The organism is Micromonospora sp. NPDC050187, assembly GCF_044459745.1.
Classification (GTDB): domain Bacteria; phylum Actinomycetota; class Actinomycetes; order Mycobacteriales; family Micromonosporaceae; genus Micromonospora.
Map to the genome: position 1 here is coordinate 23,984 of NZ_JBITJH010000034.1, position 25,215 is coordinate 49,198.

Here is a 25,215-nt window from a genome sequence, read left to right on the forward strand (position 1 = left end):
CGGACGCCGACGAAGGGAGCGCCGATGCCGGAGCCACACGTCACCCTCGACCCGAGGGAACTCGATCCCGTGCAGAAGAAACTGCGGGGCCCGCTGGAGGAGCAGCTCACATCGGCGCTGCGGGCCGCCACGGACCGGGTTCGGGCCGACTACGCCGGAGAGCCGGTCGAGCAGGTCTGCCAGCGGCTGTTGGACGAGACCCGCGCCGGGTTGCATCCCGACATCGCCGCCGGATTCACGCCGGACATGGACGAGTTCTGCCGGATCGCCGTGGCGATCGTGCGCGGTGACGTCGGCTGACTGCCGCACCAGAGCCGCGCCTCGACATCGACGACCCGGGGCCACACCCTCGGTGCGGATCTCACGGCACCGCAGCAGAACCATCCGACTGGGTGGCCTACCACAAGACACAGACATACATATATTGCCACCATGGCTCTTCGGACACGCATCCCAGCCCTGGCCGCGCTTGGGGCGATCACCCTGGTGCTCGGCGCCACCCCGGCAGGCGCCGGGCCGACCGACGTTCCGGCGGAGGAGCCACCGCTGTTGTGCCTCATCACGACCTCGACGGTCGCGTGGGTCAACGGCTACCAGGCGGACATCACCATCAAGAACAAGTTCGGGTACACGGGAACGGGTAGTCCGACCCTGCCCACGGTCACCTGCACGCGGACCGGCTGACCACGCCTCGCGCACCAGCTGGGCAATCGCACAGGGTACCCCGAACCGTCAGAACAGACGGGGCGCGACGCCAGCGCGGAATCGAGCTTTCGAATGGCAGAAAGCGAGCCGATGCACCGGCCCGTCCGGAGAAAGACGGGGAGGGTCGGTCAGGACCGGGTCCGCAACTCCCCGGCCCTGACCTCCAGTCGTCCGGCGTGGCAGCGGTTTCGCCGCTCGGGCCTCCAGGCGTGGCACGACGCCCGACATCGGACCCGATGTGGCGAGGCGGCCCGCTTGCACTCAGCTCCACGGTGCTCCACCACCGGACTTCTGCCGCGTCTCCGGCTCACCCCGACGAGCCACCAACGCGGCCCCAAGATTAGACAGACCACGATTCGACGGACAAGAAGATCCGGCCGCTTGAAATGGTGACCAACGTCTACCGCGACAACCGGCATGTCGATGTAACAAAATTGGGCGCACCGGCGCTGTTCGGAGCCGGAAACGGCACCCACGAGTTTCCCGGAGGAAAGTAAGGTGAAAGGTTTCCACGATCTCATGTGACCGGCCGGGAAGCGCCACCACCCCTTCGGTCAGAAGTGCCGGAGCAACTCGGAGAAGCCGGTGAGGTGCAGCACCCCGGCGTCGTCCGGATCCACCTCCGCGTGCTCCAGTACCCAGGTGTCGTCGTTCGGGATGAACACCGCACCCATTCCCGCCGCCCGCGCCGGCAGGATGTCCGACTTGGGGGAATTACCAATCATCCACGCCATTGCCGGGTCGAAGGGGTGTTCCCGCGCCAGGCGGCGGTAGGTGTCGGTGTCCTTCTCCATGACCACGTGCGCGGCGCGGAAGTGGTGCAGCAGGCCGGAGGCGTCCAGCTTGCGCCGCTGCTCCTCCGGGTCGCCCTTGGTGAGCAGGAGCAGTTCGTGCCGCCCGGCCAGTTCGTCGAGGGTCTCGGCGACCCCCGGCATCAGCTCCACCTCGTGGTGGGCCAGCGCCGCCGCCAGGTCGTCGATCTCCCGCCGCTCCCGCTCGGTGGCCGGACGCTCCCGCAGCCGCTCCAGGCACTCACCGAGGCTGTGCAGGAAGACCTTGCTGCCGTACCCGTGGACCACGGTGTTGGCCCGCTCGATGTCGTCGAGGATGGCGCGGATCTCGGCCCGGTCCAGGGTGGGATGGTCCACCCAGGCCAGGAAGTCGTCGATGACCCGCTCGAACAGGACGTTGTTCTCCCAGAGCGTGTCGTCGGCGTCGAAGACGAGCACCCTGCCGTGGTGACGCTGCCCCTGGTCCACGTTCCACCCCTCCCGCGCGAAGCCCGGGACACCGTACTCGGCCGGACCGGCCGGGCTCATCCCGGTTTCCGGGCCGCGCAACGGGTACCGGGTGGGTGGAGGACGATGACGACCCGGGAAGGGGTGACAGACCGTGACAACGATGACGAACCCGATGATCAGGACGTACCCGGCGGAGATCAACCTGGACCGCGTACGACTCGCTCGGGTGATCGACGAGCTGAACGCCTGCGCCCAGGCCTGCACCGCGTGCGCCGACGCCTGCCTCAGCGAGGAGGCGGTCACCGAGCTGACCAAGTGCATCCGGACGAACCTCGACTGCGCGGACATCTGCGCGGCCACCGCCCGGGTGCTGTCCCGGCACACCGGCTACGACGCCAACATCACCCGGAGCATGCTGGCGGCCTGTGTCACCGCGTGCCGCTCCTGCGGCGACGAGTGCGCCAGCCATGCCGCGACGCTCGAACACTGCGCGATCTGCGCCGAGGCCTGCCGCTCCTGCGAGGCGGCCTGCCGCGAGCTGCTGTCGATGGTCAGCTGACCGGTCCCGTGAGGGGTGGGGTGGGGTGGGGTGGGGTGATTGCAGGGGTCCCCTGTTACCGCATTCTGATGAGGAGGGGACCCCTGCAACCACCAAACCTCAGCGGCGCAGGGTGAGGATCAGGTCGGCGACCAGGGCCGTCCAGCCGGTCTGGTGCCACGCGCCGAGCCCCGCGCCGTTGTCGCCGTGGAAGTACTCCGGGAAGGCGATCAGGTCCCGCCAGTCCGGGTGGGTCTGGAAGAGCTGGCAGGCCCCGTAGATCGGCCGCCGTCCCCAGCCGTCCCGGGTGAACAGGGCGATCAGGCGGGCGGAGAGGTCGTCGGCGATCTCGTCGAGGCTGTGCTTCACGCCGGAGCCGGTCGGGTACTCCACCTGGAGGTCGTCGCCGAAGAAGGCGGCGTAGTCGCGCAACGCGCTGACCAGCAGGAAATTCGTCGGCATCCAGATCGGCCCGCGCCAGTTGGAGTTGCCGCCGAACAGCCCGCTGGTCGACTCGGCCGGTTCGTACCCGACGCTGAACTCCTGCCCGCCGAGGGTGACCGAGAACGGCTGGTCGGCGTGGGCACGGGAGAGGGTACGCAGCCCGTACTCGGAGAGGAACTCCTTCGGGTCGAGCATCCGGGCCAGCAGCCGGACCACCTGGTCCGGGCCGACCATCGACAGCAGCCGCTGCTGCCGGCCGTCCGGGCCGATCCGGCGGGCGCCGACCACGTCGGCGTACTCGGGCCGGTTGGTAAGGAACCAGCGCAGCCGCGCGCCCAGTTCCGGCAGCTGGTGCAGGGTCCGCGCGGTGAGCCGGGTGGTCGCCGCCAACGGGAGCAGCCCCACCACCGAGCGCACCTTCAGCGGCACCTTCGTGCCGTCGGCCAGCCGCAGCACGTCGTAGAAGAAGGCGTCCTCGTCGTCCCAGAGCCCCTGGTCGTACGCGGCGGCGGCGATGTACGCGAAGTGCTCGAAGAACTTGGTCGCGACGTCGACGTACGCCGGATCCCGCTCGGCGAGGATGATCGACATGTCGAGCAGGTTCAGCGCGTACATGGCCATCCAGCCGGTGCCGTCGGACTGCTCCAGCACCCCGGCCACCGGCAGCGCGGCCGACCGGTCCAACGGGCCGACGTTGTCCAGCCCGAGGAACCCGCCCTCGAAGACGTTGCTGCCGCCGGTGTCCTTGCGGTTGACCCACCAGGTGAAGTTGAGCAGCAGCTTGTGCAGCACCCGGGCGAGGAACTCGCGGTCCCGGCCACCGTCGATCTCGAAGACCTTCAGCGCGGCCCAGGCGTGTACGGGCGGGTTCACGTCACCGAACGCCCACTCGTACGCCGGGATCTGCCCGTTGGGGTGCAGGTACCACTCGCGCAGCAGGAGCAGCAGTTGCGCCTTGGCGAAGCCCGGGTCGACCCGGGCGATGCTGACACAGTGGAACGCCAGGTCCCAGGCGGCGTACCAGGGGTACTCCCAGGGGTCCGGCATGGAGATGACGTCGAAGCTGTTCATGTGCGACCAGGCGCTGTTGCGCCCGTGCCGCCGCCCGGCCGGCGGCGGGGTGGAGCCCGGGTCGCCGTCGAGCCACCGCTTCACGTCGAAGTGGTAGAACTGCTTGCCCCACATCAGCCCGGCGATGGCCTGCCGGGCCACCAGGGCCTCGTCCTCGCTGGCGGCGGCCGGGATGACGTCGGCGAAGAACCGGTCCGCCTCGAACCGCCGGGCCCGCACCGTCGCTTCGAAACCCGCCCCGAGGTCGAGGTCCGGGGCGGGCGTGCCACCGGGTGGCGGCGCGGTACGGGTCAGCCGCAGCCGGATCTGCCGCTGCCCGCCGGCCGGCACGTCCAGCACGTAGTGCAGCGCGCCCTTGGTGCCGACGCGGTCCGGGTTGACGGTGTCGGCCCCGTCGACCACGTGGTCGTTGATGCCGTCCTTCGGGTAGCGGGACCGGCCGGGCAACCCCCAGAGCCGCTCGGCGTTGCTCTCGTTGTCGCAGAGCAGCGGGGTCGGCGTGCCGTCCCCGGCGAGCACGAGCTGACCGAGCACCCCGTGCTCGCCGACCAGCCGGCCGTCCTCGCCGGTGAGGGTGGGCACCCGGTCGCTGCCGGGCAGCCCCCACCCCCAGGTGTTGCGGAACCACAGGGTGGGCAGCACGTGCAGCCGCTCGGCCCGGTCGCTCCGGTTGGCCACGGTGACCACCATGCACAGGTCGGTCGGGGACGCCTTGGCGTAGTCGACGGTCACCGCCCAGTAGCGGTCGTCGTCGAAGATGTCGGTGTCGACCAGCTCGTACTCGGTGTCGTCCCGGCCGCGCAGCGCGTTCACCGCGACCAGCTCGTCGTACGGGAAGGCGGCCTGCGGGTAGTGGTAACGCCAGCGCATGAAGGAGTGGGTGGGCGTGGAGTCCTCGTACCACCAGTAGTCCTTGGCGTCCTCGCCGTGGTTGCCGCCGTCGCCGCCGAGGCCGAACATCCGCTCCTTGAGGATCGGATCCCGGCCGTTCCAGAGCGCCAGCGCGAAGCAGAACGTCTGCCGGTCGTCGCAGACGCCCGCCATGCCGTCCTCGCTCCACCGGTACGCTCGGGACCGAGCATGATCGTGGGGAAAGTAGTCCCAGGCCGTACCGTGTTCGCTGTAGTCCTCCCGCACCGTCCCCCAGGCTCGTTCGGACAGATAGGGACCCCATGCGCGCCAGTCCTGCTCCCCCGAGTCGGCCTGGGCCAGGCGGGCCCGTTCGGCGTCGGGGGACGGCGGGAGCGGAGGGGTCACGTCAGTGATCACCCGCACATCTTCGACGCCGCGCGGTCACTTGACCACCGCGGCCACCCTCGTCGTGGCGTGTTGCACGTCGTTGCTGGAGGAAAGTTGATCGACATCGGTTTGGGCCCGCAGGTCTGTGGCGACCTCACCGGCGGTGTTACCCGCGAGTGGCTGGTGCCCGACGGCCGGGGTGGATACGCCATGGGCACCGTCAGCGGTCTGCGTACGCGCCGCTACCACGGGTTGCTGGTGGTGGCCGGCGACACCCCGGCGACCCGGCGGGTCGGGCTGGCCAGCCTGGACGCGTCGGTGCTGCTCCCCTCCGGCGCGCAGGTGCGCCTCGGCGCCCACGAGTGGTCCTCCGGCGAGGTCGACCCGCGCGGGTACGAACTGCTGGAGCACTTCGCCCTGGTCGACGGCCTGCCCCGGTGGCGGTGGCGGATCGGCGACGTGGTGGTCGAACGGGAGCTGGCCATGCTGCCCGGCCGACCCTGCGTGGCGGTGGTGCACCGGCTGGTCTCCGGCGGCCCGGTGCGCCTAGAGCTGGCGGCGGTCTGCACCTGGCGGGACGCGCACGCCGAGCGCCGCGCGGACGGTCCCGCGCCCCGGATGGAGCCGGTCGACGGCGGGGCCGTGATCGAGGGCGCGTTCCGTCTCGCCGGCCCGGACTGGACGCCCGAGGGCCAGTGGTGGCTGGGCGTGCACCACCGGGAGGAGGCCGCCCGTGGCCTGCACCCGGACGAGGACCTCTGGTACGCCGGCCGGTTCGCCGGGCAGTTGGCGCGCCCCGGCGACACCGTCTCCGTGCTGGCCTGGGCCGACCAGCTCGACGTCGCGCCGCCACCCGCGACCGAGGTGGTGGCGACCGCCCGGCGACGCAACCGGCGGGTGGTGGCCGCCGCCCGCCCGGCCGACGCGGTGGAGGCGACGCTGACCCTGGCCGCCGACGCGTTCGTGGTGCGCACCGAGCGGGCGCCGGTCGACGTGGTCGCCGGCTACCCGTGGTTCGGAGCCTGGTCGCGGGACACGATGATCTCGTACGAGGGACTGTTCCTCTGCACCAACCGCGCCACCGAGGGGCGGGAGCTGCTGCGGTCGTACGCGGCGACCCTGTCGGAGGGGATGCTGGCGAACACCGCCGACACCGGGCGGGTCGAGTACAACACCGTCGACGCGACCCTGTGGTTCCTGCACGCGGTCGCCCGGCACGTCACCGTCACCGGGGACACCGACCTCGGCAACGAGCTGCTGCCCGCGCTGCGCGGGGTGGTCGACGCGCACCTCGCCGGCACCCGGTACGGCATCGCGGTCGACCCGGCCGACGGGCTGCTCACCCAGGGCGGCACCCCGGGTGTCGCGCTGACCTGGATGGACGCCCGGGTGTACGGGGTGCCGGTGACCCCGCGCACCGGCAAGCCGGTCGAGGTCAACGCCCTGTGGATCAACGGGCTGGCCGGTCTCGTCGAGCTGACCGAGCTGGCCGGGCAGGACATCGGCGAGCTGGAACGGCTGCACGACCGGGCGGTGACCGCGTTCCGGGAGCGGTTCCCCGCCCCGACGGGCTGGCTCTACGACGTGGTGGACGGGCCCGCGCCGGCGTACCCGCTGGGTGGCGCGCCGCACCACGACGACGACCTGCTCCGCCCGAACCAGCTGCTCGCCTGGTCGCTGCCGCACGCGCCGCTGGAGCCGGACGAGGCGACGCTGCGGCGGGTGGCGGCCGGGCTGCTCACCCCGCTGGGGCCGCGCAGCCTCTCCCCCGACTCCCCCGGCTTCACCGGCCGGCACCGGGGCACGCCGGCCGAGCGGGATGGCGGCTACCACCAGGGGACGGTCTGGCCGTGGCTGCTCGGGCCGTACGTGGACGCCTGCCGCCGGGGCAAGGTCCCGGTCGACGAGCTGTTCGTGGGCATCGAGGCACATTTGACCGAATACGGGCTGGGTTCGGTCAGCGAAACGGCGGACGGCCTGCCACCGCACGGCGCGACCGGCTGCCCGTTCCAGGCGTGGTCGGTCGCCGAGTTGCTGCGCTGCCGTCGTACCCGATAGGCCCGATTTACAGAGCCGCAACGGCGATGTCGCCGCCGGTTATCGAGCCGGCGGCAGGATTGGCCCCGACCAGGGCACGGCGACGGTGATCCGGCAGCGGAGACCGTCGCCGCGCGCAGGGGACAACTCCAGGGGGCCGCATGTCACCGAACGCCGACGTGATCGACATCCACCCCGCCCGGCAGCAGCGGGTGCTGATGCTCTCGTGGGAGTACCCGCCGGTGCTCGTGGGTGGACTCGGCCGGCACGTGCACGCCCTCTCCGTCGCCCTGGCCGCCGCCGGCCACGAGGTCACCGTGGTCACCCGGCACGTCGACGGCGCACCGCTGGAGGAGTACGCCGACGGCGTCCGGATCCTGCGCGCCCCCGAGGACCCGGTGGCCTTCCCCCTGGCCACCCCGGCCCTGCTCGCCTGGACGATGGCGTTCAACCACACGCTCACCCGCACCGCGCTGCGCGCCGCCGAGTCCGGCGAGTACGACGTGGTGCACGCCCACGACTGGCTGGTCGCGCACACCGCCGTCACCATCAGCGAGCACCTCGACCTGCCCCTGGTCACCACCATCCACGCTACCGAGGCCGGCCGGCACCAGGGCTGGCTGCCCGAGGAGATGAACCGCACCATCCACGGCGTCGAACACTGGCTCAGCAACTCCTCCACCCGGGTCATCGCCTGCTCCGGCTACATGCGCGACCAGGTCACCACCCTCTTCGACGTCCCCGCCGGCCGGGTCGACGTGGTCCCCAACGGGGTGAACGCCCGCGCCTGGCAGGCCCGCCCCCGCGCGGTCACCGCCGCCCGCGCCCGGTTCGCCGCCGACGGCCCCCTCGTCGGGTACGCCGGCCGCCTCGTCTACGAGAAGGGCGTCCAGCACCTGGTGGAGGCCGTGCCGCACCTGCGCCACCGGCACCCCGGCCTACGCGTCGTGATCGCCGGAGACGGCCCATACAAGGACGAACTGCGGGCCCGGGTCGACGGCCTGGGGCTGACCGACACGGTCCGCTTCACCGGCTTCCTCACCGAGTCACAGCTCCCGGCGATGCTCGGGGCCACCGACGCGACCGTGGTGCCCAGCCTCTACGAGCCGTTCGGCATGGTCGCCCTGGAGGCGGCAGCGGCCGGCGCGCCCCTCGCGGTGGCCGCCACCGGCGGACTCGCCGAGATCGTCGAGCCGGGCGTCACCGGAATGACCTTCCCGCACAGCGACCCCGACGCCCTGGCCGGCGCGGTCGACCGGCTCGTCGGCGACGAGGTGTTCGCCCGCCGGGTCGCCCGCCGCGCCCGCACCATGGTCGGCGAGCGGTACGGTTGGTCCACCATCGCCGCCTCCACCGCCGCCAGCTACGCCACCGCCCGCCGGGAACACGTACCGCTGCGGATCCGCCGGGCCGCCGCGCCGCTGGCCGGCGTACGGTCGAAGATCGCCATCCCGGAGGGGCGCCTGCTCGCCGTGTAGCTACCACGGCCGACGGGCTACGCCGCAGGCGTTGGGGCGAAGCCTCGTCGGTGAACGAGTTCCTCCGCCTCCGCCAGGACGCTGTTCACCGTCGACACGTCCCGGCTCCACTTGTCAGTCAGCCCCATGAGCGTGAAGGTCCTGGCCATCATCTCCGGTTTGAGTGTGATGTCGTCGGTGGGAACATCTTCACCGAGCGCCTCGCGGATCAGCATCTCCGTCTCGAGGACCGGAACATGCTCACCGAACACCTGACGCATCTCGTGCACCAACCCACTGATCACCCGCAGGTCGGTGTCCGGGGGGAAGTACCGCCGAACCGCGACCTCGAATGCCGCCCGGGTCAGCTCGTTGCCGTCTTTCGAGCCATGCTTCTTGACCTCGACGTGCAGCTGGGTCTGCTCATCCCAACGCAGCATGACGGCCCGAAGAAACTGCCCCATCAGAGTCTTCGGCTCCGGAGAGGAAGGCGGGGAAGGCCGTGGCGATCCGCGAAAACTCCGTCTCGGCTTCCTACCCACCCATGCCACCCATCTGCACCGCCGCGTCAGCGGGTAGCCGTTGTGCGCTCACCAGCTGTGCGGGAGGTGCCACCACGCGGAATGCAGCTCCGATGATGTCGATCTTAAGCCGTCGAGAGCCCCGAGCTGATCGATCATCCCTGCGTACCACTCCGCTTCGAGGATCAACGAGTCGACGTCGGCCGGAGAGAGTTCGGGGTCCTTGGCCACGCCGATCAGGAATGCCCACACCACAGCACCGACCACTTCAGGGTCGACCGCGTCGAGCAGGTACGCCTCCCCCAACACAGCACGCACCAGGGCCTCGGTCTCGCGACGTGGCACGTCCGGACCGAGCATCGCGCTCAGGGTGGCGACGAACCGACCGACCTCTCGGAGATCGTCTGTCGCGCTGAAACGCCTACGCACCGCAGCCACGAACGCGCCGGCAAGGACTTCGAGGTCCGAGCACTCCGCGCGAAGCAGGTCCCTCAGCCGTTCGGCCTCCGAGAAGTCACCGAGAATCTCCGCTCGAATCATCCGCCCCTGCGTGGTGCTGATCGTCGTCGGCATCGGGGGAAGGAAGAGCCGCGGTGAGCCTTGTGGACCCTTGGACGCCCCACCTTGTTCACCCATGCCATACCCCTTCCACGACGTCGGCGTCTACCTACCTGGCCAGGCAAGGAGAAAGGTGATGCCCGCCGCCCGTAGCTGTTCGATCAGACTGCCAAACTCAGCCGCACCTCTGGGTGGTCGAGATGGCGATGACGACGCCGCGCGCCACTCCCAGGTAATCGTCCACTCCGCAGGCCGCGTCGTAGTGCGGTCCGTCGACCAGACGGACAACCGGGAAGCGGGAAGAACAACGAAGGGCCCGCCAGACGACTCGATCCACCGAGGCGCGTCTCGCGACGTCTGCACATCCACCGCCCGGTTCCGTGGTGCAGCCGAGCCGCACCGGTGACGACCGCATCACCGTTTACCCTATCGACGGGGCGCCGACCTCACGCCAGGCAGTGCGACGGCCACGACCACCATCGGACACCCCGGCCCCACCCTGGCCATGTCCATCCGCACCTGCCTGGGGACACCAACCCGTACGCCGACAAGAGCACAGGGTCGTAGCGGGGACGTCAATCCGAAGGGCGGTGTGGGCCGCCGCTCTCGCCACGGCCACGCGGCGGCTGGCGCAGGTGCTCGACGTAGGCCATCGTGACGGTTACCGTCACCGGCACAGCGAGCGCCCACCAGGTGCCGTAGACGACTCCGACCACGATGGCCACCGGAATCCCGAGTCCCAGCGTCAGGCAGCCCGCCAGAAGGCCTGGTTGCATGTCCTCGTCAGCTTCGGCAGGAGCGTCGGCGGACGGCAATTGCGGACAGGGCGCCGGGAGATCGGCGAAGATCTTCAGCAGCTCGGTCTGGTCGACCGCCTGCTCACATACCGCGACGCGCCGCGCGAACTCGTCGGCGTCCAGTCGTTCCTCGTCGAGATGAACCTCGAGGGCGTCCCGTGCCATCTGACGTTCGGGGGCACCGATGCGCAGGGCCGGTGGAGGGTGGGTTCCGGGCCCGTCGGCGTTGGTCACGGCGGGAGCATAGCGACGTCGATCGGGCCGGGGCGAGGGGATTCCGAGGGCCTCGCATGGTGGCGACACCGCACGACCGGAACTGTCAGCCCGCGTGTCCCTGAAACCGGTGCGGACGGCCACAGACGTCGTCGCCGACGGTGAAGTCGGCCGTGGCCGTCTGGTACCTGCGAGGCGGCAGGGCAATCAGCAGCATCCCGTCAGGACGGAGTGAGTTGCCCGGCACCACGGCATCGAACATGACCAGCTCACCGGAGACGTCGAGTGTCGGGCCGGCGACCGTCCGGGTTGCTCCTAATCAGCACCAACAAACACCGACAAGGCCGACCCAATTCCAAATTGGCCGCCACCCCAAAAAATGAAACCTGCTCGCCATGTAACCATTAGTGGCGCGACTACCGCACGCCCCACGGTCCACCGCCTCCAATCAGATGACCTACGCGCGCCGAGAGCGCGCTTCGACACCAGCGGCCAATCCTAGCTCACTGAGCCAACCGGCTCAAAATAGCCGCGACACGCTCGCGACCGATAGCACGGTCACTCTCCCTCAATTGCGCAACAACGTTGCCACTCAAGCTCGTCAAGTAGGTCTCAGAGACCGCCCGCCGCTGACATCCGACCTCTTGGGCAAAAAAATCAGCGCCTGCCAGATTTTGGTCCAACTGAGCCATCGAAGTCAAACACGAGTGCGCACACTTGAGTGCATCCTCAACGTCGAATGCACAACGATAGAGAGAAGCGTAACGCAACGCGAGAATCGAATAGAAAGAATAAATATCCGCAATTTCCGCAATTTCCTCGTCAGAAGGTTCGAGTTCCTGAAATCCCTCCAGCGAAGAAACGGCCATCCGAAAAGACTCTGCTGGAACCTCCTGATTCCAAAGGTCTTCCATTAGTCGAACGACAACATCCATGTCGCCTGCCCGCCCCGAGACGTCACCACACAATCCGGTGAAGATCTGGACCATTCGCTCTGCACAGCTTGCAACGAAGGTTGCAACCTCAGTCCGCGACCGCCCTCGCAAAGCAAGCGCAACCGCATCGTCGACTACCACTCGAAACTCCTCTGACGGGTTGTCTTTTTACCATTCCCCGGGTACACCTTACCCATCATCTTGCCACCCGTACCCCGGATAAGCGTCGCACATCTAATCACGCACACGTTGCGAGAGGCTCCCCCCGCAATCGGCGTCCAACCCATTCGATTGATAAAGAGCAACGCATTCTGCTCCGCGTGAGTGTCTGCAATATTGTCGGCAACAATCTCACCCTTGCGAATAGCAGACATCTGCGACGGCGTTAAACCGTCGCCAGATCCAGCCACAACATCGACCAAGCCGTAAGGCGTCCTCGCCCGAACTACCGCCACTGTGCTCACCCTCCGGCGAATGAACTCGTCCGGCTCGGCACCATGAATTTCCCCCGCCCGGTCAGAAAGATCACAGTTGTGCACCAGAATCGGGCTGGCACCCGCCACCACATAGTACGTGTGGATGTTGGCGACGGTGAGGTCGTGCATGGTGGCGGCGCCGAGGAAGTTGTAGACCTTGGCGACCGAGACGATCTCGCCAGTGGAGGTCTTGAGCATCTCGGTCGGGCGGAGTTGCCCTGCGTCGACCCACTCCTGGCGGCCCTCGCTCCAGAAGGGGTGGTTCTGGGTCGTCTCCAGGGTGACGAACTCGCCGTCTTCGGTGCGTACTGACAGGTCGGTCAGTTCGACGTCCCGGTTGACGTGCAGGTCGGTGACGGCCTCGGCACTGGTCTCCCCGGTTTCCGGGTCGTGCGCCAGCACCCGGTCACCTTCGGCGATCTCGTCGATCCGCCGGGTGTCACCGTCGGCGAGCAGGACCTCGGTCTCCGGAGCAAAGCTGTGCTCGCATCCGCCCTGAGAGACCTCGTCCTTGACGGCCTCCTTGACCTCTTTTTTCACCTGCTTCTTGATGCCGCTCTTGGGCTTGCTCTTTGACGCAGGCTTGGGCGCTACTCTGGTCGACTTGGTACTCTTTGCCGGCTTTGGCTTCGGCTTGGGTTTTGGCTTCGGCTTCGGCTTCGGCGCGGATCGAGCAGGTTTGGTCTTGGAGGTCACCGTCTTCATGGCGGTCCGTATCGATCGCGTTATCGCACTCCCAATCGCCTTTCCCGCCCCACTGATGGAAGTGCTACGAGCACGGTTGTTGGCGCGAGAACCGGATCCGCGGATAGCAGAACCAGCGCCACCGCTGCTACCGGTGCCGCCCGCCGATGCGCCTCCTCGCGGACCAAGTCCACTGCCTCCGCCCGCGTGCTCGATGCGGCGCAGGCCGTCGGGGTCGGAGTAGCGGACGGGGTTGTTGCCCGAGTACGAGTAGGCGTTGAGGCTCTGCGGGTCGCCGTAGTCGACGAGGGGGTCGACGGAGAGGAATCGGCCGGTCGCGGGGTCGTACTCGCGGGCACCGAGGTGGGTGTAACCCGTCGGGTCGATGGTCCCGCCGACGAAGCCCTTGTCGTCCGGCCAGGTGCCCGGTGGTGCCCCACGGTTCTCGCCGAACGGGGTCATCCGCCGCCGGGTGACGCTCAGGTCCCCGGAGTCGATTGCCAACTGGGTGGTGCCGTGGTGGTTGGCGGCCATCCAGGTCAGGCCGTCCGTGGTGGTACGCACCGCGTTGGGGTAGTAGCGGGTGGCGGTGACCTGACCGGTGGTGTGGCTGAGCCGGTACTCGCTCTCCCCGAGGTAGAGGACCTTCTCCGTTCCCGGGTTGTCGACGATGAGCCGCCCGCCCTCGGCGTCGTACAGGTAGGTGTGGACGGTCGTGCCGTTGGTGAGCTGCGCGAGCAGGCCCTCGGCGTCGTAGGTCAGCGTCTGGTTGGGCGTGCCACCGCCGGTGCGGGTGGCCAGGAACCCGCCGTTGTCGTAGGTGTAGCTGGTGGTGGGTCCGCCGCCGCTGGTGGTGATGCCGGTGACCGCGTGCGGACGGGCCGACCCCGACGTGGGGTACGCGTAGGTGCGGGTGGTGTCGCCGCTGGCGCTGTGCCGGGTGTCGGTGGCCCGGTTACCGGCGCTGTCGTAGGTGTACGAGTGCCAGTAGGCGTCCGTCCCACCCACGATCGCCTGGCTGGGGGTTGCCTGGCAGGTGCCGGCGGTGGTGGTCCACGCCTCGGTCAGGCGCTGGAGGTAGTCGTAGCCGAAGCACTGGTTCGCCACGACGGTCGTGCCGCTGGTCTCGGAGATGCCGAGGACGTTGCCGTCGGCGTCGTAGCTGTACTGCTCGGCGAGTCGCTCGACCCAGGTGTCCGGGGTGGTCTGGTTCTCGGTGTGCACCTCGGACTTCGTGAGGCGGCCGGTGGCGTCCTCGATCGTGGTGGTGATCCGGGTCCGCTTGGTGCCGCTACCCAGCGTCTGTTGCTTAAGCGCGCCGTGCCAGTGGTACTGGGCGCTGGACAGGTAGGTGGAGAGCCCACTGACCCCGGACAGGTAGCCCTGGTCGGTGTAGGTGCCGGTGACCGTCTCCGCCGGCAGGCCGCCCTTCGCCGGCAGGTCGGTCGTGGCGGGGGTGCCGTCGGGGTGGTAGCCGTAGCCGGTGGTGTACGTGCCGGCGAGCGCACCCTGGCTCGCCGGGATGGTGTCGGTGGCCCCGGTCGGCTGGTAGAGGTCGGTGTAGCCGGCGACCTGCCGGACGTAACTGCCGGAGGCGTGGTGCCGGGTGGCCGAGGTCGGGTAGCCCTTGGCGAGCGTGTCGTACACCCAGGAGGCACGCAGGGCGCCGGTGGCGTTGTCGTCCCGCAGCGCGGTCAGCCGGCCGAGCGCGTCGTAGGTGCGGTGCAGTACCTCGCCACGACCATCGGTCGAGGTGACGAGCTGGTCGTTGGCGTCGTACTGGAAGCTCTGGTTACCGGCGTCGGGGTCGTCGGTCGCGGTGAGCCGGCCGAGGCGGTCGTAGGTGTGGGTCCAGGTGTTACCGGCCTTGGTGACGGTGGTCAGCTGGTCGAGCCGGTCGTAGGTGTACGTGGTCTCGTCGAACGTGCCGGTGGGTCCGGTGCCGTGGTACTGCCGGAAGGCCGTGGTGCGGCCGAGGGCGTCCTCGATCGTGGTGGTGGGAATGCCACCGGCCGGCGGGTCGACGTTGACCCGGTCGCCGTCGTACGTGACGGTCGTGTGCCACTTCTCGACGTTCAACGACCAGAGCGCGTCGCGGGTCAGGTCCTCGGTGCCGTCGTACTCGTAGCGACGCTGGGTGGGCACGTCGGCGTCGGCGAAGGTCACCAGGGTCCCGGTCGGGCCGCTGGCGTTGTTGTAGAACGCGGACTCCTTCACCACCAGGCCCCGCGAGTCGTACCGGACGTCGGCGACGACCCGCTTGCCGTCCGGGGCGGTGGCCTGGGTCTGCCGCAGGCGCAGGTGGCCGTCGTAGATCTCGAAGGAGCTGATCTGGTTGCCGTTCGGACCCAGCTCCTTGGTCTGGATGGAGTTGGGTGCGGTCTTGGTGATGCTGTAGGCGTACTCGGTGGTGGGGGTCCCGGTGGTGGGCCGTCCGGGTAGCCAGGTCTTGGTGAGACGCCCGAGGTGGTCGTACTGGTGGGTGGTGACCTTGAGGTTGGCGTCGGTGGAGGTGACCGGCATGCCCCGAAGGTCGAGGGTGTCGGTGGTGACGTGGCCGGCCGCATTGGTGGCGGTCACCGCCGTCACGGGGCTTCCGGTCGCCGGCGTGTAGTCGATGGTGGTGGTCTGGTTCAGCGCGTCGGTGCTGGTCTTGGTGCGACCGTGAGCGTCGTAGGTTTCGGCGGCGGTGGTGACCCAGTTGGCGGTGCTGCCGGTGTAGCCGGCCAGCTCGTCGAGTCTGGTGGTCAGGCCCTTGCTGGGTGCCGCGCCGAGGGTGGTGGAACCGTCGTAGAAGTAGCGGCTGCCGCCGAGCACGTTGCCGGGGCCGGGGGACGAAGCGCAGTCGGTGACCAGTTCCTCGGCGAGGAAGTCGGTCAGCCAGGCGGTGGTGTTACGGGCGTAGGTGTAGGTGGTGCAGGCCTCGTCGCCGGTGACGGCGTTGTCGCCGTTGTCGGTGGTGCTGGTCGGCTGGCCGTAGGTGGTGTCGAACTGGTGGAAGACCTCCGAGCGGCGCCAGGTGCCGGTCGCGGCGATCCAGTCGTAGGTGTGCAGCACCCGGGGTTGGGCGTACCAGGCTTCGAAGGTGGTCGGCTGGGCGTGCGTGGCCGGCTCGGTGCGCAGGGCGGTGCGGTGCCGCCAGGGGCCGTGGATGATGCGCCGGGTGGCCTGGCCGCCGGGGCTGGCGTAGTGGATCTCCTCACGGAGCATGCCGGCGTAGCTGTTGAGGTCGGCCAGGACGAACGCATCCGAGGCGGTGATGTTGACGGTGCGGGTGTTCTCACCGGCGTCGGTGCGGTCGCCGTGCATGCCGGTGAAGTACACGTACCGGGTCTGTGACCGGGTGCCACCGGTGGCGCCCTCGGTCACCGTCACCACCGGCCAGCCACGGAAGTCCGACCAGCTGCGTTTGTCGAGCGGTGCGCCCCAGGCGTTGTCGTTGTGGTGCCACAGCACGCTCGACGACGACCCGACCGTGACGGTTCCGACCGGTGCGGAGGTGGCGTAGGCGTAGGAGGTGACCATGTCCGGCGAGGCGCCGACGAGGTCCTGGTCGACAACCTGGGTGACCCGGTACTTGTTCCACCAGCTCCAGCCGCCGACGTTGTCCGGAGGACTGTAGTACTGCGGGAAACACCGCTTGGTGTTGGTCGCCGGGTCGGCCGGCAGGCTGGTCGCCGTGCAGTCCGAGCCCTCGTAGGTGACCAGCACCTGGCTACCCGTCTCGTCGCTGACAGCGGTGATCCGGTACTTGTTGGTCACCGGCGCCCCGGCGCTCACGTTGTGGTCCGTCCGGTTGGCCATCCGGGTGCCGCCGAACGTCACCGTGGGCAGGGACAGGGTCGCGGTGCCGTGCCCTCCGGTGCGGGTGATCGAGGCCAGCCACAGGGCCGGCGACGTCAACGCCGCATCCTCCCCGGTGGACGGGAACTGGTGGGTGAACGTCCAGGTGTCCACCGTGACGTAGGACGAACCGCTGCGCACCTGGGTGCTGATCGACTGGAGCCGGCGGGCGGTCCAGAACGTCGGCGAGGCGACGCTGCACGGCGCCGCCGCGCAGCTCAGGTCCCACGGGGTGTCCGGCCAGTTCGCCGTGTTCGGGGCCGCCACCGTTCCACACGAGGACAGGCAGCGGTCCGCGGTGTTGAAAACCACCTTCATGGGCGCCGCTGCCGGTTGCGGGTAACCCCGTGACCCGTACTCGATCGACGACAGGAAGGCCGCCCGGTCGTAGGTCGACACCGTGCTCGCGTTACCGGCACGCGCCGTCCGGTTCCACTCCTTGGTGTAGAAGAAGGACATGACGTTGCCGGAGGTGTCCTCGACCAGGTCGAGATTCCACCGGTACGCCATCGCGCAGAAGGACCCGGCGAACCCGCCCGTCTTGTAGCAGGGTTCCCCGGCGTGGTTGGCGAACACCGGTGCACCGAGCACCGAGGCGGTTTCCCGGTCGTCCACCCAGTTCAAGCCGAAGTGGTATCGGGTGCCGTCCGGGGTGGTGAGCCGCCAGCGCTCGTTGTTCCAGTTGCGGGTGCCGCTGGTCCCGCCCGTCAGGTACTCGATCCGGGTGCCGTCGTCGTCGGCTTTCCGCCACGTCCCGCTGGTGTCGTCGCGGACAAGTTCGGTCGACTGGCCGTCGAGCACCAGCGTGGCGTTGTAGTCCCGCCAGCACTGGTCCGACGTGGCGTTGGTGTAGGTCGGCGAGTTCGCCAGGTCGTCCTTGCACGTGCGGTACGACCGCTCGATGTAGCCGGGCTGGTAGTCCCAGCCCTCTCCCACCCACGAGGTCTGGGTGTTCTCACCGTTGGTCTGCCCGTCGACCCGGCTCGACGAATAGTCCAGGGCCAACTCGGGGTCGAGACCACCGGCGCTTCCGGGGACGGGCATGTCGTAGGACCACGAGAAGTCCCCCGCCTGCGTACCCGCCGCCCACGAGCCCGAGGAGGCCATCGAGGTCTTGACGAAAGTGCCCGTCTGACTCGCCGGCCCCGACACGAGAGCCACCATCGACGACGAGTCGATCCCAGGGTCGGCACTGCCGGCCGTGGCACCGGCTGCGGCCGGGGTCAGCGGGACGGTTGCCGAGACGACCTGACGGGCGTAGTCGTTGGTGCTGGGGATGACCGTCAGCTCGCAGCCGTCGACCGTCTCGGGGTCCTCACAGCCGACGAACTGCATCACCTGCAGTCGCCCCGCCCACGCTGCACCGAAGACGCCCTGCATCTCCGAGTAGTCGAACTCCATTCCCACGTTCGCGACGCCGGCACGACCGTCAGCTCGGGCTACCCGCATCAGAACCGGCACATCCGCTGCCGCCGCCCGCGCCTGGTCCAAGACCTCCACCCGCACCTGCCGAGGCGCGGAGACACCGGCCGTCATCGCCCGCAGCGGCAACCCACCCACCCGCGAGGCCGCTGTCTTCTTCGCGGTCGCCGGGTTCCGCACGTCCACCACCGCTGTGCCCGGCGAAGGCAACGTCCCCTGTTTCGGCTTCCACTGTTCCTTCGCCGACTGGGGCGTGACCGCCGGACGGCGACCCACCTTCGACACCGGCACCGACCGGTCCTTCGACACTCCCGGAGACGACGGTGCTGCGTTCGCGGCAGGGACGAACGGCAGCACCGTCACCGCCATCAGCATCACCGCGAACGACGCGCCCCGACGCAGCACCCTGTCGAGATAAACGAACACCGTCGACGCCCCGACCTGACCGTCCACCGCAGCCCCCACAGCTAGCGAAGCAAAACGATCGAAAGCTAGGGCACCCTCACAGGAAGATCAACGGTCAACTACAAACTGCTACCACATCTGGGACGAACGCCAGCCAATCACTTACCTGCACCACCCACAGTCATGAACCTGAATGCACGATTCGATACCAATGCCCGGATACACGTACCCGATCCTCGCGAACGCGGACGGACCCAACGTGTGCTCGATGGCCTCGGACGAGAACCGGCCCGACCGGCGAGGAGCGTGCCGCAGGCACGCCGTACATCGTGGACGGTGCTAGCCAGGACGCCGACCCGAACGACCCAGCGCCCCCGCCGGCCGAGGCTTCTTGACGGCCGAACGGGGGCGCTGTCGATCCGCCGGATCAGGAGTGACCGAGATCGGGCGGCCGACCGCCCGGGGACTCAGGAGGGTACGTACAGCATCCGGCTGGTCGTGTTGGGCCGGGCGCCGAAGACCACGCCCGGGGTGGCGTCGGCGAGCACCTGGGCGTGCACCTGCGCCGGGGTCCAGGTCGGATTCGCGGCGAGGATCAGCGCGGCGGCGCCGGCCACGTGTGGCGCGGCCATCGACGTGCCGGTCTTCGTCGTCCAGGCGGTGTCGGTGTTGTGGCCGGCGGAGACGATGCTCTGGCCGGGCGCGAACAGGTCCACGCAGGGGCCGTGGTTGCTGAGCCAGGCCGCACCGTCGTCCGGCCAGGTGGATCCGACGGTGAGCACGGCCGGAATGAAGGCCGGCGTCTTCACGCAGGCGTCCCCGCCGTCGTTGCCGGCGGACGCCACCACGGTCACGCCCGAGTTGATCAGCCCGGTGGTGGCGGCCTCGTACGCGCCGGGGTTGAGCGTGGTCGAGTTGCCGAAGCTCATGTTCGCCACGGCGGGCTGCTGCGCGTTCGCGGTGACCCAGTCGATCGCCTGGGTGGTGGTGGCGATGTCACCGGTGGCGTCGCACGCCCAGACGCGTACGGCGACCAGGGTGACGCTCTTGGCCACCCCGTACGTCGTGCCGCCCAGCGTGCCGGCGACGTGGCTGCCGTGCCCGTAGCAGTCGTCGGCGGTGCCGCCGTCCACCACGTCGATGCCGTTGACGACCCGGGTGCCGAAGTCCTGGTGGGTGAGGCGGATGCCGGAGTCGATGACGTACGCGTGCACGCCCTGGCCGCCCGAGGACGGGTAGCTGAACGAGTTGTCCAGTGGCAGGCTGGTCTGGTCGACCCGGTCCAGTCCCCAGGACGGCGGGTTCGGCTGGGTGCCCAGCGTGGTGACCGGCGCGGCCGTGGCGGTGTCGTCCAGCCGCGTCCGGCGGTTCTGCTCCACGAAGGCCACCGACTCCTCGGCGGCGATGCGCCGGGCCGTCGCCTCGCTGGCCCGGATCGTGAAACCGCGTAGCGCGGCGCTGTACCGGTGACCCACCGTCGCGCCGTACCGGTCGGCCAGGGTCTCCGCCGCCCGGTCCACCGCGTCCCGGGCCGCCTGGCGGGCCGGCGCGGACAGGGTGCCGCGCGGCACCCGGCCGTCGCGGGTCAGGATGCCGCTGTCCCGGAGCGCGATGCTGTCCTTCAGCACCACGATGTAGCTGCCCGGGATCGCCGTCGGCGCACCGGCCCCGAGGATCGTTGCCGGCTCGGCCGCCGCCGGTGCGCCGACCCCGACCAGCGACGCCGTCCCGACCGCGACGGCCAGCGCCAGCGCCCCGAGGCGACGTGCGGCTCCGTGCCGGCGCGAGGTGACATGTGGAGTTTCCATCTGCTGCCTTCCCGGTCGATCCCCGGTTGCGGTCCCCGTCGTCCCGCAGCCTCCCAAGACATCGACCAAAGGCGATGTTATTCGATGTCGGGACACCAGAGGAGAGCGCTTTCCGTATCGATTTGATCACTCAACGCGATATATATTGACCGCAATCGTTGAGAGAATGGTGGTGTTTGTCGTGAGAGTCCGGTTGATGATCGTGGCAGCGACGACGATGGGTGTCGCGCTGACCGGGGGCGGGGCCGCAGCGCTCGCCGACCCGGCGCCGCAGGTGCCGCGTCCGAGCGCCACGGTCGAGGCCCTCGGTGACTTCGACTTCACGCGAGGGCAGGTGGTCGCCAGCAACCTGACGGTGCCGTGGGGCATGGACTTCCTCCCCGACGGCTCCGCCCTGGTGGCGCAACGGAACTCCGGGCAGGTGGTCCGGGTCCGGCCCGGTCAGGCGCCCACGCCGGTGACCCAGATCGCCGGGGTGGCTCCCGGTGGTGAGGGTGGGCTGCTCGGGCTGGCGGTCTCCCCCACGCACGCCCAGGACGGCTACGTCTACGTCTACTTCACCACCTCGACCGACAACCGGATCGTCCGCTTCCGGCTCAGCACACCGCAGACCCAGCAGCCGATCCTCACCGGACTCGCCAAGGCCAGCATCCACAACGGCGGGCGGATCGCCTTCGGTCCGGACGGGATGCTCTACGCCGGGGTCGGCGACGCGGGGCAGACGTCCACCTCGCAGAACCTCCAGAGCCGCAACGGCAAGATCCTGCGGATGCGTCCGGACGGGTCGGTCCCGTCGGACAACCCGTTCGCCGGTTCCCTGGTCTACAGCCTCGGTCACCGCAACGTGCAGGGCCTGACCTGGGACGCCCAGGGCCGGCTCCTCGCCACCGAGTTCGGGCAGAACACCTGGGACGAGGTTAACGTCATCGTGCGCGGTGGCAACTACGGCTGGCCGATCGTCGAGGGCCGGGCCAACGACCCCCGGTTCCGTGACCCGCTGCTGGTCTGGTCGACCTCGCAGGCGTCCCCGAGCGGCGCGGCGGTCGCCGGCAACCGGCTCTACGTGGCCGCGCTGCGCGGGACCCGGCTGTGGAACGTACCGCTGACCACGTCCGGCGGCGCGGGCACGCCGGTGGCCGAGCTGGTCGGCACGTACGGCCGGCTGCGCACGGTGGAGTACGGCCCGGACGGGTGGCTCTGGGTCACCACCAGCAACCGCGACGGGCGCGGCTCCCCGGCGGCGACCGACGACCGGGTCCTGCGTTTCCCGCCACGGTGACCGGGTAGCCGAACTGTCCAGCGGTGACAGGCCTCTTCCGGCCGCGGCCCTCCCCCGGGCCGCGGCCGGAATGCACGGTTCCACTGACGACGGACGAGAACCCGACAGGCGGAATGTCGCCCCGGTGCCGTAACTTGTCGATCACGATCTCCGGGGGAGGATGACCGACATGATGGGACCGTCGCACGCGCTCTCCGGCGCGGCGGTGTGGCTGAGCGGGTCGTTGGCACTGGAACACTTCGCCGACTACGAGCAGTCCACCCTGGCGCTCGCCGTCGGCACGGCGGTGTGCGCGGGCGGTGCGCTCTTCCCCGACCTCGACCTCTCCGGCAAGGTGACCCGCAACCAGGGTGGCGCCACCGTCGCCCGCACCTTCGGGGTGTTCTCGCTCTTCGTGGCCGAGGTGATCGAGAAACTGTCGCTCGGCGTCTACTACGCCACCAAGCTCAGCCGGGACCCGAAGCGCAGCAACGGGCACCGGACGCTGACCCACACCATCCCGTTCACCGTGCTGGTCGGCTGGGGCACCACCGCGCTGTGCACCGCGTACGGCAAGTGGGCCGTGGTCGGCATCCTGTTCTTCATGATCGGCCTGGCGCTGCGCGGCCTGTTCGACCGCTGGGCGGAGCGGGCCGGCTGGGTCATCGTCACGCTGACCTCGGCCGCCGCCGCCTGGTACACCTTCGCGAACCTGCCCGGCGACCGGGGCTATCCGATGATCGGGCTGGCCATGGGGGTGGGCTGCTTCGTGCACATCATCGGTGACATGGTCACCAAGGCCGGGGTGCCGATCCTCTGGCCCATCCCGATCAAACGCCGGATGTGGACGCCGATCGGCCTGCCGAACAGCATCGCGCTGCGGGCCGGCGGCAAGACCGAGATCGTGGTGGTCCGCTCGGTGCTCACCGTGGTCTCCGTCCTCGCCGCCATCGGCCTGGTCGCCCCCTCGGTGCTGGAGCGCTTCACCACGGAGGTCTGAGCCGACCGGTCGACGCCGGCCACGTCCGGCACGGCCACCGGGTCAGCGGCACCTGACGCCGCGCCTGGATCCTGTCGAAACGAACACCCCCCGCTTGCGCCTTGGTTAGACAACTGTCAAGCTAGGCGCATGTCGGCTCCTCCCGCACCGGAAACCGTGGCGACGCGGAACTGCTGCCCACCACTGGGGGCACGGGCGCTCGCGCCACAGGTCGCCAGCGAACTCGCGCCCCTGTTCAAGGCGCTCGGCGATCCGATCCGGCTGCGCCTGCTGTCGCTGATCGCCTCCACCCCCGAGATCTGCGTCTGCGACCTGACCGGGGCGTTCGACGTCACCGGCGCGACCATCTCGCATCACCTGCGGGTGCTCCGCGAGGCCGGCATGGTCGACACCGAGCGGCGCGGCACCTGGGTCTACTACCGGGCCCGCCGGGAAGCGCTCACCCTGCTGGGCCACCTGCTCACCAGCACCGCGCCGGAGCCGACCCGCCCCGGCGCGTCCGGGCCCGCCCCGACGGACGACACCCACCCGGCATCAGATCAGCCGAGGTTGATATCAGCCAACCCTGATGTGATGCGCCTGTTGTCCGACCCGTTGCGGGCGCGGATCGTCCAGATCCTCGCCGACGGCCCGGCCACCACCTCGCACCTGGTCGCCGACACCGGAGCCAAGCAGCCGAACGTGTCCGGGCACCTCAGGCAGTTGCGCGAGGCCGGTGTGGTGGTCGCCGAACCGCGCGGCCGCTTCACCTTCTACCGGCTCGTCCCCGAGGCGGTCCAGGGTGCCGCCCTGCACCTCGCCGATCTCGCCGCGCACGCCCGGACCACCTCCGACACCTTCCGGACCGGTTGACATGACCCGCCTCGCCACCGCCGATGACACCTCGCCGACGGTCGTCGCACGGCTGTCCCGCCTCGACCGGTTCCTGCCCCTGTGGATCGGCCTGGCCATGGCCGTCGGGCTGCTGCTCGGCCGGGTCGTCCCGGGGCTGGACAGCGCTCTGGAGGCGGTGCAGGTCGGCGGCATCTCCCTGCCGATCGCCCTCGGCCTGCTGATCATGATGTACCCGGTGCTGGCCAAGGTCCGCTACGACCGGCTCGACGCCGTGACCGGCGACCGCCGTCTGCTCGTCTCGTCGCTGCTGCTCAACTGGGTGCTCGGCCCCGCCCTCATGTTCGCCCTCGCCTGGATCTTCCTGGCCGACCATGCCGAGTACCGCACCGGCCTGGTCATCGTCGGGCTGGCCCGCTGCATCGCCATGGTCGTCATCTGGAACGACCTGGCCTGCGGCGACCGTGAGGCCGCCGCCGTCCTCGTCGCGCTCAACTCGGTGTTCCAGGTCCTCGCGTTCGGCCTGCTCGGCTGGTTCTACCTGTCCGTGCTACCGGACTGGCTCCACCTCGAAGGCGCCCGACTCCAGGTCTCCGGCTGGGCCATCGCCGGCAACGTGCTCGTCTTCCTGGGCGTTCCACTGCTGGCCGGCTACCTCACCCGCCGCCTCGGCGAACGGGCACGGGGCCGCACCTGGTACGAGTCGTCCCTCCTGCCGAGAATCGGTCCGGTCGCCCTCTACGGCCTGCTGTTCACCATCGTCGTCCTGTTCGCGCTCCAGGGCGACGCCATCACCAACCGGCCGTGGGACGTCGCGCTGATCGCCGTGCCCCTGCTCGTCTACTTCGCGGTCATGTGGGCCGGCTCCTTCGCCCTCGGCCGGGCCGTCGGCCTGGACTACGCGCGCACCACCACTCTCGCGTTCACCGCCGCCGGCAACAACTTCGAACTCGCCATCGCCGTGGCGATCGGCACCTTCGGCGTCACCAGCGGCCAGGCCCTCGCCGGGGTGGTCGGCCCGCTCATCGAGGTCCCCGTGCTCGTCGCGCTCGTCTACGTCAGCCTGGCCCTGCGCCGTCGCCTCTTCTCCGCCACCGACCGATAGGGGACCCCGGTGTCCGACAAGCCCAGCGTCCTGTTCGTCTGCGTGCACAACGCCGGCCGTTCCCAGATGGCCGCCGGCTGGTTGCGCCACCTCGCCGGTGACCGGGTCGAGGTCCGCTCGGCCGGCTCCGCGCCCGTCGACCGGATCAACCCCGCCGCCGTCGAGGCCATGCGCGAGGTCGGCATCGACCTCACCGGTCAGGAGCCCAAACTGCTCGCGTACGACACGGTCGAGTCCTCCGACGTCGTCATCACGATGGGCTGCGGCGACGTCTGCCCCGTCTTCCCCGGCAAACGGTACGAGGACTGGAAACTCGAGGACCCCGCCGGCAGGGGCGTCGACGTCGTCCGCCCGATCCGCGACGAGATCAGGACCCGCGTCGAGGAACTGCTCGCCGACCTGCTCCCGACCGACCGCCGGTGACGCCCCCCGCGACCCGACTGTCACCGCGTCGCGGGACAGCCCGACCCGACCCGACGCGACCCGGCCTGGCGTGATCGACTCGGATTGCGGTATGTCGGCTCCTTGACGAGGGCGGTTTCAAGTGGCTGTTGCGACGAGGTGCTGGTGGAGTGCTTCGGCAGGATTCTGCCATCCCAGGGTTTGCCGGGGTCGTCCGTTGAGCTC

Annotated in this window: 18 protein-coding genes and 1 pseudogene; 11 read left to right on the plus strand and 8 right to left on the minus strand. The window is 69.5% G+C overall.

The window, feature by feature from the left end; translation table 11 throughout:
* Positions 1-24: 24 nt before the first annotated feature.
* Positions 25-300, plus strand: coding sequence for a hypothetical protein (locus tag ACIBJE_RS29810; RefSeq protein WP_396753604.1), 276 nt, complete (start codon positions 25-27; stop codon positions 298-300).
* Between the two features lie 132 nt (positions 301-432).
* Positions 433-684 (plus strand): hypothetical protein, encoded by a 252-nt coding sequence (locus ACIBJE_RS29815; RefSeq protein WP_396753605.1) that lies wholly within the window; start codon positions 433-435, stop codon positions 682-684.
* Between the two features lie 575 nt (positions 685-1,259).
* Here ACIBJE_RS29815 and ACIBJE_RS29820 read toward each other — a convergent pair.
* Positions 1,260-1,934, minus strand: coding sequence for an HAD family hydrolase (locus tag ACIBJE_RS29820; protein WP_396753622.1), 675 nt, complete (start codon positions 1,932-1,934; stop codon positions 1,260-1,262).
* A gap of 172 nt (positions 1,935-2,106) precedes the next feature.
* Here ACIBJE_RS29820 and ACIBJE_RS29825 point away from each other — a divergent pair, with 172 nt between their 5' ends.
* Entirely contained in the window at positions 2,107-2,505 is a 399-nt protein-coding gene (locus ACIBJE_RS29825) for a four-helix bundle copper-binding protein (protein WP_396753606.1), read from the plus strand.
* A gap of 99 nt (positions 2,506-2,604) precedes the next feature.
* Here ACIBJE_RS29825 and ACIBJE_RS29830 read toward each other — a convergent pair whose 3' ends face one another.
* On the minus strand, positions 2,605-5,268 hold the full coding sequence (locus tag ACIBJE_RS29830) for an MGH1-like glycoside hydrolase domain-containing protein (RefSeq protein ID WP_396753607.1): 2,664 nt from the start codon (positions 5,266-5,268) through the stop codon (positions 2,605-2,607).
* A gap of 84 nt (positions 5,269-5,352) precedes the next feature.
* On the opposite strand from ACIBJE_RS29830, the gene ACIBJE_RS29835 reads away from it, so the two are divergent.
* Complete coding sequence (locus ACIBJE_RS29835) at positions 5,353-7,296, plus strand: amylo-alpha-1,6-glucosidase (RefSeq protein WP_396753608.1); 1,944 nt, start codon at positions 5,353-5,355, stop codon at positions 7,294-7,296.
* Between the two features lie 140 nt (positions 7,297-7,436).
* Positions 7,437-8,753, plus strand: a complete 1,317-nt coding sequence (locus ACIBJE_RS29840) for a glycosyltransferase family 4 protein (protein WP_396753609.1) — start codon at positions 7,437-7,439, stop codon at positions 8,751-8,753.
* A 17-nt stretch (positions 8,754-8,770) separates the two neighbouring features.
* Here the strand turns inward: ACIBJE_RS29840 and ACIBJE_RS29845 are convergent, their stop codons facing one another.
* The 6 genes from ACIBJE_RS29845 to ACIBJE_RS29870 all read right to left on the minus strand — a co-directional run bounded on the left by ACIBJE_RS29845 (position 8,771) and on the right by ACIBJE_RS29870 (position 20,394).
* The gene (locus tag ACIBJE_RS29845) at positions 8,771-9,196 is read right to left on the minus strand and encodes a hypothetical protein (RefSeq protein ID WP_396753610.1); all 426 of its coding nucleotides are present in this window, start codon (positions 9,194-9,196) and stop codon (positions 8,771-8,773) included.
* Between the two features lie 126 nt (positions 9,197-9,322).
* Complete coding sequence (locus ACIBJE_RS29850; protein WP_396753611.1) at positions 9,323-9,826, minus strand: hypothetical protein; 504 nt, start codon at positions 9,824-9,826, stop codon at positions 9,323-9,325.
* 560 nt (positions 9,827-10,386) lie between these two features.
* Positions 10,387-10,842 carry a DUF1707 domain-containing protein gene (locus ACIBJE_RS29855; protein WP_396753612.1) on the minus strand — a complete coding sequence of 152 codons (456 nt, stop codon included), beginning with the start codon at positions 10,840-10,842 and terminating at the stop codon, positions 10,387-10,389.
* Between the two features lie 482 nt (positions 10,843-11,324).
* Entirely contained in the window at positions 11,325-11,897 is a 573-nt protein-coding gene (locus ACIBJE_RS29860; RefSeq protein WP_396753613.1) for a hypothetical protein, read from the minus strand.
* Positions 11,891-18,646: a polymorphic toxin-type HINT domain-containing protein gene (locus ACIBJE_RS29865; RefSeq protein ID WP_396753614.1), complete on the minus strand. Its 6,756-nt coding sequence runs from the start codon at positions 18,644-18,646 to the stop codon at positions 11,891-11,893. The genes ACIBJE_RS29860 and ACIBJE_RS29865 overlap by 7 nt, the downstream gene beginning before the upstream one ends.
* Positions 18,647-19,053: 407 nt before the next feature.
* Positions 19,054-20,394 (minus strand): S8 family serine peptidase, encoded by a 1,341-nt coding sequence (locus ACIBJE_RS29870; RefSeq protein WP_396753615.1) that lies wholly within the window; start codon positions 20,392-20,394, stop codon positions 19,054-19,056.
* Between the two features lie 196 nt (positions 20,395-20,590).
* On the opposite strand from ACIBJE_RS29870, the gene ACIBJE_RS29875 reads away from it, so the two are divergent.
* The 6 genes and pseudogenes from ACIBJE_RS29875 (at position 20,591) to ACIBJE_RS29900 (ending at position 25,011) form a co-directional block, all read left to right on the plus strand.
* Positions 20,591-21,673: a PQQ-dependent sugar dehydrogenase gene (locus ACIBJE_RS29875; RefSeq protein WP_396753616.1), complete on the plus strand. Its 1,083-nt coding sequence runs from the start codon at positions 20,591-20,593 to the stop codon at positions 21,671-21,673.
* Between the two features lie 169 nt (positions 21,674-21,842).
* On the plus strand, positions 21,843-22,652 hold the full coding sequence (locus ACIBJE_RS29880; RefSeq protein ID WP_396753617.1) for a metal-dependent hydrolase: 810 nt from the start codon (positions 21,843-21,845) through the stop codon (positions 22,650-22,652).
* 129 nt (positions 22,653-22,781) lie between these two features.
* A pseudogene (locus ACIBJE_RS29885) lies at positions 22,782-23,129 on the plus strand (ArsR/SmtB family transcription factor); the annotation flags it as partial.
* A 96-nt stretch (positions 23,130-23,225) separates the two neighbouring features.
* Complete coding sequence (locus ACIBJE_RS29890) at positions 23,226-23,504, plus strand: ArsR/SmtB family transcription factor (protein WP_396753623.1); 279 nt, start codon at positions 23,226-23,228, stop codon at positions 23,502-23,504.
* Position 23,505: 1 nt separating this feature from the next.
* Entirely contained in the window at positions 23,506-24,588 is a 1,083-nt protein-coding gene (gene arsB, locus ACIBJE_RS29895) for an ACR3 family arsenite efflux transporter (protein WP_396753618.1), read from the plus strand.
* 9 nt (positions 24,589-24,597) lie between these two features.
* The gene (locus ACIBJE_RS29900) at positions 24,598-25,011 is read left to right on the plus strand and encodes an arsenate reductase ArsC (protein WP_396753619.1); all 414 of its coding nucleotides are present in this window, start codon (positions 24,598-24,600) and stop codon (positions 25,009-25,011) included.
* Positions 25,012-25,215: the final 204 nt, after the last annotated feature.